This is a genomic window from Limnohabitans sp., assembly GCF_044373035.1.
Classification (GTDB): Bacteria; Pseudomonadota; Gammaproteobacteria; order Burkholderiales; family Burkholderiaceae_C; genus Limnohabitans_A.
The window spans coordinates 1-8,478 of record NZ_JBILQU010000114.1 but is presented as its reverse complement, the minus strand read 5'-3'; the positions used below and the strand labels follow the sequence as shown (position 1 = coordinate 8,478).

Sequence of the window (8,478 nt, the reverse complement as noted above, 5' to 3'; positions counted from 1 at the left end):
TGCTGGTGCTGGTGCTGGTGCTGGTGCTGGTGCTGGTGCTGGCTTGGCCAGGACAGGCGCTGCGGCTGGGGCGGCTCGGGTCACAGGCTGGGATCTGGGGATCAGCTCGTTCACGCTGGGCTCGAAGCTAGCAGGTGGAGGCAGTTGGGGGGGCAGGCCTTTCATGCGTTCGCGCATTTCCTGGCCAATGGCGATCAGGTCCACGTCGTTGCGCACCACGCGGGGCGTGATGACCACCAGCAGCTCGGTGCGAGCCTGGTTTTTGCTGTTGGCACCAAAGAGTTTGCCCAGCAGGGGGATGTCTTGCAGCAAGGGAATGCCGGCTTTGCCGTTGGTGCTGTTGTCGCGGATCAGGCCGCCCAAGACCAGGGTTTCGCCCGAGCGCACGGCCACTTTGCTGTTGAACTGGCGCTGCAAAAAGCTGCGCTGGCCGGTGGCGGCGTCTTGGGCCCCCACGTCGGTCACGGCCTGGTTGATTTGCATGGTGACCATGTTGCCCGCGTTGACCGAGGGGGTGACGGAGAGGGTGACACCGGTGTCTTTGTACTGGATGGCGGTGGTTACGTTGTTGCTGCCGCCGACAAAGGTTTCGCTGCTGCGGATGGGTTGTTGGGTGCCCACGGCGATGCTGGCGGTGTGGTTGTCCATGACCATGAGCGAGGGGCTGGAGATGACGTTGACCAGCGATTTTTCGGCCAGCGCGTTGATGACGCCGCGCACGTTGCCCAGAGGGTTTTTGAGGGTGTAAGAAAAGCCTGCTGCAGCCCCGCCGAGCACGCCGCCACCAACGTTGCTGATGACACCGGAGCCAGACAGACCGCCCCGGGTTTTGTCATCGAACACCCACTGCAGGCCATATTTGAGTTCGTCGTTGAGGGTGACTTCGATGATGCTGGCTTCGATGAGCACTTGGGTGGGCGGCACATCGAGCCGCTTGAGGGCGCTTTGGATTTTGTCGTACTCGCCCCGGCTGCCGTAAATCAGCACGGCGTTGTTGACTTCGTCGGCCATGACGCGCACGCCGGAGTTGAGGGTGACGGTGGACACGCCGGGGCTCTGATTGGCGCTGTTGGTGTTGTTGTTCTGCGTTGCCCCACCAAAGCTGCCCATGCTGGCGCCAAAACCTTGCGTGGAGCCACCAAAGCCTGCGCCCCCGCTGGTGTTTTGCAGGCCAGGGGCGACGGGGCGAGGGGCGGTGCTGGTGGCCGGGGCCGAAGTGCCGTTGCCAAACAAGCCGTTGAGCACGTTGGCCAGGTGTTTGGCGTTGCCGTTTTGCACAGGGTAGACGAACAGTTGCAAGTCCCCCATGCCGCTGCCGGGTTGGTCGAGTTTTTCGATCCAGCGGCGCGCCTCTTCGAGGTAGCTGGCGCGAGGCGTGACGATGAGCAGGCTGTTGATGTTGGCGATGGGCAGGATGCGCAGCGCGCCCAGCAAGCCGACTTCTGCAGGCAAGGCGCTGGGCGTGTTGGCGGCGTTGTTGCCGCCCGGGATGGCCGGGGCGGCGGGAGCACCTGGCGCATTGCTGACCGCTGTGCGTGCGGGGCTGGTGACGTTGCCGCCGCTGATCATCCGGATGGCTTTTTCGACGTCTTGGGTGCTGACGTGTTTGAGCGGGAAAACACCGACCGACATGCCTTTGAGCAGGTCCACGTCAAAGGTGCGGATGATGTCCAACCAGCCTTCGATTTGGGGCCGGGTGCCGCTCATGACGATCAGGTTGCGCAGGGTGTCCACGCGCAGCAGGGCTTCAGCCGGGGCCATGGCGCGCAAGATGGTGGCCATTTCTGCGGCGCCCGTGTTTTTGAGTGGAATGACCACCGCGCCCATGCCGGGCGGCAGGGGTTCGCTGCTGGCCTGGCGCAGGCCCGGCACCACGCTGCGCACAGCGTCCGGGCGGCCGATGTGGAACACGCCACGGGTGTCGCGCGCCATGGCCACGCCGTTGGCGTGCAAGGCGGCTTCGAGCAGTTGCATGGCGTGGTCGGCACTGACGTTGCCCTGGGTGGACAGCGTGACGTTGCCGTTGATGGGGGGGTGGATGACGTAGTCCACCTTGGCGATTTCACGCAGGATGACGCCGACCACGTCGGCCAGGGGCGCGTCTTCGAACTTGAGGCCAGCGGGCGCGCCCTGGATGGCGCCGGCGTTGTTGGGGGCGGCCAGGATTTGGCCGCTGCCGATGAAGTATTGCGGCTTTCTTTCGGGCTCTTGGTCGGTGGTCAGCTGGGCCAGGGCCAGGCTGGGCATGTGCAGGCCCAGGGTGGCAATGACCAGCCAGATGACGGTGTGTTGTGTGGGTTTGTTCATGGCGCGTGGGGTTTTCAGGTTATTCGGTGAGGGGCGGCAGGCCGTTTGCAATGCGCAATTCGTTGCGGCGGCGCAGGCGCTCGCGCTGCTCCTCTTGTTGGGTCTGTTGGATGGCGTTCAGGTTTTGAGGCGGGGCCTGCGGGCGCAGCATGCCGGCAGGCACTGCGGCGATCGGTGGCGCCACAGGCACATTGAGCTTGGCGAAGGCCAGGCGCAGTTTGCGCTCTTGCTCGCCTTGCTTGAAGGTGGCTTCGCGCCCTTCAACAGCCTCCAGCTTCCAGGCACCAATGTTTTGTCCGATCTTGACGCGGCGCATTTTGCCTTCGACGCGCGCCAGCACGCCTCCAGTGGGGCCTGTGAACAGGCCGGTGATTTGTACACTGGCAAAGGGGTCGGGCGGAGGCGGGGGCGGGGGCACCACCGGCGGCGGCGGCGGGGGCGGGGGCCTGCGGTCGGGCGCAAACAGGGGACGCGCCAGGATGGCCGGGTAGGCATCGGGGTTACCGCCTTGCGGGTCGGTCCTGAGGGCCACGGTGGGGCTGGCAATTTCGGGGGACACGGGCGCGGGTGCGGTCCAGAAAATCTGGGGCAAGGGCTGGGCGTTGGGGTCTACCCACAGGCTGGCCAGACCCAGGCCCAGACCCAGGCTGAGCACGGACAGCAAGTGCAGGGGTCCGATGTTCATGGGCGGCTCCGCAGCACAAAGAAGTTGAATTGCGCGCCCAGACGCTGGGTGCTGGCGGGCCGCACGGCGCCGACGGTCTGGATGGTCCAGTTGTCCAGCCCAATGACCGGGCTTTGGGTGGCCAGCAAGGCCAGGGCGTTCTGGATGCCGGTCATGTCGCCTTCGATGCGCAATTGGATGGGGATGCGGTCAAAGTGTGGCCCTTCCTTGACGGGCAGCACCTGGATGCTGCCCACATCGAGCTTGCTTTCGGCAAAGATGCTGCGGATGCGCTGCTGCGCTTCGTTGCCGGTTTGGGTAGCGTCTTGGGCCGATGGGTAAGCCATGCGCGAGATGGATTCGTTGACTTGGACGCTGAAGCTGCCGATGTCCTCGCGGCGCGCGATGAGACCCATCAGGCGTGCATAGCGGGGTTCGGCTTGGTCCAGACGCTTTTGCGCCGCATCGTGCTTGGCCGCCGCATACAGCCCGAAGGCGGCCAAGGCGGCCAGCATCAGGGCCACGGTGATGACCTGCAGCCAGAGGATGCGGTTGACGACGAGGGATTTCATGGCGTCTTGCGGGGGTTCACGGGCACAGCCAGCGGGTTGGCGGGCACCACCAGGGGGTTGGAGGGCACGGCCAAGGGATTGGCAGGTGCTGCCGCTGGCTTGGCTGGGGGGGAGGCAGGGGGTGTGGCCGCGGGCACGGACGCAGGCAAGGACGCAGGTGCCGTGGCGGGCAAGGCGGCAGCCGGGCTGGTTGGGCTTGATTGAATCAGGGCATCGGGCGAGACCGTGGGCCATTGGGCGGGGTCCATGGTGAATTCGATGGTGAAGGATTCGCGTGTGGCCCCCAGAGGCTTGGTGGCAGGGGCTGGGGCACGCACCTCGCGCAGGCCCGGCAGGCTGTCGAGCTTTTTCATGAGCGCCGAGGCATTGACGGTTTGACCGGTGAGGCTGACCTTGTGGCCTTGTACTTGCAAGCTGAGCAAGGAGGTGTCGTCACCCAGCGCTTCGGTGATGAGTTGCAACACGGGCCGGGGTGCCACGCTTTGGTTGAAGTTCTCGCCCAGTTGGGTGAGCTTGTCGGTGACTTGGGTGAATCTTTCGCGCTCAGCCAGCACGGGCAGGGCTTTTTGTTGCAAGGCATGGAGTGCGGCTTCGGCTTGTTTGGATCGCAGGTACAGCTGAACGCTGGGTGTGGCCGCGATGCCCGCCAGCAGGGCCAGCACCAACATGAGCAGCCCTGCGCTGACCCAGCGCCAAGCGGCGCTGCGGCGGTGGCGCTGGTTTTCGGCAAAACCGCTGGCCACGGCGAAGTGCCCGTCCTGCACATGGGGCACCCAGACTTCGATGTCGCCCAGCGTGGCCTCGGTGGGGAGCGTGGCCAGGTGTTGGGCAATGAGCTTGCGGGAGCTGAGGGCAGCGTGGATGTGTTGGGTTTTGCCGTCTTCGGCAAGCTGGACTTCGGTGGTCCAGACCAGGTCCTCCGGGGGAAAGGGGCTGAGTGTTTGCAGCTGCAGGGCCAGGGCGGCTTGCAGCTCGGCTTGCGCCAGTGCGGGCATCACCAGGCTGCGGCGCAGCAGGATGTCTTCGGGGAGCACCAAGGCCTGAAAACGGGCTTGAAAACCAGCCTGAGTTCGCACCTGAGAAGGCCCCGAGGTGGCAGGCGGTTTGTCGGTCCCTGTTTGGGTCTGCGCAAGCGGCACGGTGGTTGTTTGGGGGCCGCGGCTGAGGGCTTGGGTGCCGTCGGGCCACCACAGGCGCAGCCGTGGCTGGGGCCACAACCAGGCCAACACAGGCCAATCGAGCATGCCGCGCCAAGCCGTCAGGATGTCACGACCCCATGGGGCCAGATCCAGGCCAAACAGTCGGGCGTCTTTTTGCAGGCTGGGCATGTGCAGTGTTCAGTTCGGGGCAGAGGTAGACAGCGTGAGGCTTTTGCCCAGCACGCGCCATGGCAGACCGGTTCGGCGGTCTTGCACGCTCAAAACGTCCCAGGTGCGGACAAGGCTGGCACCGTTGCCCATGGGCACAAAGGCCTGGAGCCGAATGCTGCTGGAAATGCTGCTGTCGATGAAGGCGGGGTTCAAGACCGTGGTGTCCATGCCGGTTAGGGGTACGTTGCGGTTGGCATACAAGGCAGCGGCTCTGCCAGTGTCTCCCCCGGTCAGCACCTGAAGCACGGACTGGGGTGCGGCCATCGGGTTAACGCGTCCGCTGCCGTCTTTGAGGTCGGCGGTGACAAGGTCGCGAATCTTAGCATAGAGGTCATAGGTGAAACCCGGCATTTGGAGCAGGTCTTCGGGGGCGTCAAATTTGGCCTGCAAGCCTTTGGCGTTGGTGGTTTCCCGGCTTTGCACGGTGGCTTGGGCCAGGGCTTGCGCAGCGTCGTTGGGCAGGCCTGCGGCCACGGCATAAAGCTGGGCCAGCAGGGGGACAGGCGCGTTGTTGATGTCGATCAGGCCGTTCAGGGAGTTGACCTCGACCTGGGTGTCTTGCCCCGCAAACACAAAACGGGCGCTTTGTGTGGCTTGGCGCAGGGGGTTGTCCTGAAAGTACAGGTTTTGCAGGGCCAACAGCAGCACGGCGTCGGCCTGGGTTTGGGCCTGCAGGCTTTGGCGTTGTTGCCCGCTGCTGCGGGTTTCGGTCTTCACCGACTTGACCACCCCAGTGATGATGAGGCCCATGGCCGCCACCAGCCACAGCACGGCGATGAGGGCCAGGCCTTGCGACGCGGCGCGGGACGGACCAGCTGGCGTTCGCGCCAGTGTCCGCTTGAGGGTGGGTGTGCGGGGGTGGCTCATCTTCTGCCTCCGCCAACGACCACCAAGTTCAGGCTGCCGTCGCTTTGGGCCGAGGCTTGCACGGGCAGCACCCATTCGGGCCAAGCCCCCTGGGCGTCGCTGATGAGCAGGCGCAACCGTTCGGGCAGCGCATCGGTGACGGGCCAACCGTCTTGCCAGCCTTGCGGCCAGGGCTTGGTGGTGTCGTTCAGGTCTGGGGGCAGGCCTTGGGCCTGGATGACGAAGGTTTGGACTTGTTTGACCAGCACGCGCGATTCGGTGCTGGACCAGTCGGGCAGCACGAAGTTGGGGTTCCAGGGAGCGTACCGCAAGGTGAGTTGCGCGCCTTGGGGGCCGTCTTCGAGGCTGAGCCTGAAAAAGTGTTTGCCACCCACATCGGGGCGGGCGGGCAAGATGCCGACCCAGGTCAGGCTGTCGGGCGTGGCCTGAAAAGGCACGGTTTTTTGGCCTGGGGCGTTGGGCAGGTCGATGGTTTGCCCCGAAACGCGGGTGAGGGTGGCTTGCACAAAGTGGCGCACCACACGGATGTCGCCGGTGCGCTCGATTTTTTTGTCCACCCGGTCTTCGGTTTGCGCCATGCCGCGCAGGGCCACGCCCAAGCCCACCATGATGATGGACAGCAAGCTCATGACGACCAGCAATTCCAACAGGGTAAAGCCGTTCTGAAGGGAGGCTGGGCGCGTCCTGAACGGGCGTGGTGCCCGTGGGCGCTGCGCGTTCATCGGACGGCTCCCGGCGGCGCTTTTTGCTCGGGCAACAGCGTGACGGCTTCAAGGCGACCGGTGCGCCCGACCAGCGGCCAGGTGATTTCGATCTGGATTTCGTGCAAAGGAATGGCTTTGGGGCCGTTGAGTTCGGTGGGGTAGGGGGTGCTGCGCACTTGCCAGAGGAACCCGTTGCTTTCGCCACTTTCGTTCCAGCCGTCGGCGCGCACAACTTGGCGGCTGGCCAACAGGGATTCGGCCAGCCAGGTGGCTTGCTGGTGTTGCTGGATGTCGGACACTTGGCGCACGCTGCCCCCGGCCACGCGGTACAGCAGGCCCAGTGACATGGCCATGATGCTGAAGGCGACCAGCAGTTCGAGCAGCGAAAAGCCGCTTTGCGGCCGTTTGCTCGCCCTGCCCTGCCCCGGTTTGCGCAATAGCCCGGTCATGGCGTGCGCGGCTCTTGGCTGATTTGGCCCATCAGCCAATCCACCCGGATGCGGGTGCCTTGCCCTGTGGGCCTTTGCACGTCGACCACCCCCCCACTGGAGCCACCATCGGGCAAAAAGACAATGCGTGCCTGGGTGTCTGCGCCCTGCCCTTCGCGGGTGCCGACGGTGGTCTGGACGGCCACCGCGCTGGGGATTTTTTGGAATGCCCCCCCTTCAGTGCCGTATTGGCGGGCTGCCAGGTCGATGGTGAAGGCGACGGCTTGGCCTTGCTGCATGGCTTGGAGTCGGGTTTGGCGAAGGCCGGTGACCAGGCCACGCACCGTGTCACGGTATTGGCTGGATGCTTGCAGTCGGTCGAAGGCGGGTGGCGCCACCCCCACCAACAGGGCGGCGATGGCCATGACCACCAGCAACTCGATCAGCGTGAAGCCACGACTGCGAGCGGCTGCGGGGTGCATGGTCAATGGGATGAGGGCATCAGGGTTGGTTGCGGATGTCGGCGTTTTCGCCTTCGCCGCCCGGCGCACCGTCAGCGCCCAAAGAGACGATTTCCGCGCCGCCGTTGGCGGCTGGGCTGGTGTATTTGTAAGGCTTGCCCCAGGGGTCGTTGGGCACGTTGCCTTTGATGTAGGGACCGTTCCAGCCGGTGGCGTTGGCGGGTTTGGCGGACAGGCCCGCCAAACCTTCTTCACTGCTGGGGAATCGGCCCACGTCGAGCTTGAAGAGTTCGAGGGATTTTTCGAGGTCGGCAATTTGCACGCCCGCGGTTTTGGATTTGGCACCGCCGAGCTGCCCCAGCACGCGCGGGCCGACCAAGCCGGCCAGCAGGGTCAGGATGGCCAGCACCACCAAAAGTTCGATCAAGGTGAAGCCTTTTTGGCGCTGCCACGTGGGGAGGGAGGCTTGGATTTTTTGCATGTCAATGGCTCTTTAAAAAGCGCGTAAATTTTATACCGCCAGGTCATTCACTGAGAGGATGCCCAGCAAGATGGAAACGATGATGGCAGCGATGATGAGTCCCAGGACCAGGATCAACAAGGGCTCCAGCATGGTCAGTCCCCGCTTGATGCCATTTTCGACATCGCTGTTGAAGATGCGTGCGATCTCCAGCAACATGGGGCCAGTGCGGCCAGTTTCTTCTCCTACCCGAACCAGGTTGATGGCCAGTGGCTCAAAAATACCACTGCCTTGCAACGCGTCCACCATTTTGCCACCAGCTTTGACCTTGCCGGGCACGGGCTCCAGAGCTTTACGTAAATTGACATTGCCCACGGTTTGGGTGGCGATGTGCAAGGCGGTCAGCAAAGGAACGCCGTTGCCGAGCAAGGTGCCAAAGGAACGGGTGAACAAGGTCAGGTTGTATTTGAGGACGAGTTTGCCCAGCAAGGGGGTTTGCAGGGCTTTGGCTTGCGTCCACTGTTGTCCGCCGGGCGATTGCATCCAGCGGCGCACCAGCCAGAACAGCGCGAGCAAGACCAAGGCCATCACCGGCGCGTATTCGGTAAAAGCTTTGCCCACCACCATCACGAAACGGGTGGGCGC

Annotated in this window: 10 protein-coding genes; all 10 read right to left on the bottom strand. The window is 64.2% G+C overall.

The window, feature by feature from the left end; genetic code table 11:
* On the bottom strand, nucleotides 1-2,307 hold a 2,307-nt coding region (gspD, locus tag ACIQ47_RS13440; protein ID WP_396438602.1), incomplete at its 3' end, for a type II secretion system secretin GspD.
* A 19-nt stretch (nucleotides 2,308-2,326) separates the two neighbouring features.
* On the bottom strand, nucleotides 2,327-2,992 hold the full coding sequence (locus ACIQ47_RS13435; RefSeq protein WP_396438601.1) for a hypothetical protein: 666 nt from the start codon (nucleotides 2,990-2,992) through the stop codon (nucleotides 2,327-2,329).
* Complete coding sequence (gene gspM / locus ACIQ47_RS13430; RefSeq protein ID WP_396438600.1) at nucleotides 2,989-3,543, bottom strand: type II secretion system protein GspM; 555 nt, start codon at nucleotides 3,541-3,543, stop codon at nucleotides 2,989-2,991. Before gspM ends, ACIQ47_RS13435 begins: the two co-directional genes overlap by 4 nt.
* Nucleotides 3,540-4,871: a PilN domain-containing protein gene (locus ACIQ47_RS13425; protein WP_396438599.1), complete on the bottom strand. Its 1,332-nt coding sequence runs from the start codon at nucleotides 4,869-4,871 to the stop codon at nucleotides 3,540-3,542. Before ACIQ47_RS13425 ends, gspM begins: the two co-directional genes overlap by 4 nt.
* A 9-nt stretch (nucleotides 4,872-4,880) precedes the next feature.
* Nucleotides 4,881-5,780: a type II secretion system protein GspK gene (locus ACIQ47_RS13420; protein WP_396438598.1), complete on the bottom strand. Its 900-nt coding sequence runs from the start codon at nucleotides 5,778-5,780 to the stop codon at nucleotides 4,881-4,883.
* Nucleotides 5,777-6,502 carry a type II secretion system protein J gene (locus ACIQ47_RS13415; protein WP_396438597.1) on the bottom strand — a complete coding sequence of 242 codons (726 nt, stop codon included), beginning with the start codon at nucleotides 6,500-6,502 and terminating at the stop codon, nucleotides 5,777-5,779. Before ACIQ47_RS13415 ends, ACIQ47_RS13420 begins: the two co-directional genes overlap by 4 nt.
* Complete coding sequence (locus ACIQ47_RS13410) at nucleotides 6,499-6,933, bottom strand: prepilin-type N-terminal cleavage/methylation domain-containing protein (RefSeq protein ID WP_396438596.1); 435 nt, start codon at nucleotides 6,931-6,933, stop codon at nucleotides 6,499-6,501. Before ACIQ47_RS13410 ends, ACIQ47_RS13415 begins: the two co-directional genes overlap by 4 nt.
* Entirely contained in the window at nucleotides 6,930-7,394 is a 465-nt protein-coding gene (locus ACIQ47_RS13405) for a Tfp pilus assembly protein FimT/FimU (RefSeq protein WP_396438595.1), read from the bottom strand. Before ACIQ47_RS13405 ends, ACIQ47_RS13410 begins: the two co-directional genes overlap by 4 nt.
* Before the next feature lie 19 nt (nucleotides 7,395-7,413).
* Nucleotides 7,414-7,854, bottom strand: a complete 441-nt coding sequence (gene gspG / locus ACIQ47_RS13400; protein WP_396438594.1) for a type II secretion system major pseudopilin GspG — start codon at nucleotides 7,852-7,854, stop codon at nucleotides 7,414-7,416.
* Nucleotides 7,855-7,884: 30 nt separating this feature from the next.
* Nucleotides 7,885-8,478, bottom strand: a 594-nt coding sequence (locus ACIQ47_RS13395; protein WP_396438593.1) for a type II secretion system F family protein, incomplete at its 5' end; no start/stop codon positions are given.

Excerpts from the sequence above, each read along its gene's own strand:
- ACIQ47_RS13425 (WP_396438599.1), bottom strand. The coding sequence starts at position 4,871 with ATGCCCAGCCTGCAAAAAGACGCCCGACTGTTTGGCCTGGATCTGGCC.
- ACIQ47_RS13410 (WP_396438596.1), bottom strand. The coding sequence starts at position 6,933 with ATGACCGGGCTATTGCGCAAACCGGGGCAGGGCAGGGCGAGCAAACGG.
- ACIQ47_RS13435 (WP_396438601.1), bottom strand. The coding sequence starts at position 2,992 with ATGAACATCGGACCCCTGCACTTGCTGTCCGTGCTCAGCCTGGGTCTG.
- ACIQ47_RS13420 (WP_396438598.1), bottom strand. The coding sequence starts at position 5,780 with ATGAGCCACCCCCGCACACCCACCCTCAAGCGGACACTGGCGCGAACG.
- gspM (WP_396438600.1), bottom strand. The coding sequence starts at position 3,543 with ATGAAATCCCTCGTCGTCAACCGCATCCTCTGGCTGCAGGTCATCACC.
- gspG (WP_396438594.1), bottom strand. The coding sequence starts at position 7,854 with ATGCAAAAAATCCAAGCCTCCCTCCCCACGTGGCAGCGCCAAAAAGGC.
- ACIQ47_RS13405 (WP_396438595.1), bottom strand. The coding sequence starts at position 7,394 with ATGCACCCCGCAGCCGCTCGCAGTCGTGGCTTCACGCTGATCGAGTTG.
- ACIQ47_RS13415 (WP_396438597.1), bottom strand. The coding sequence starts at position 6,502 with ATGAACGCGCAGCGCCCACGGGCACCACGCCCGTTCAGGACGCGCCCA.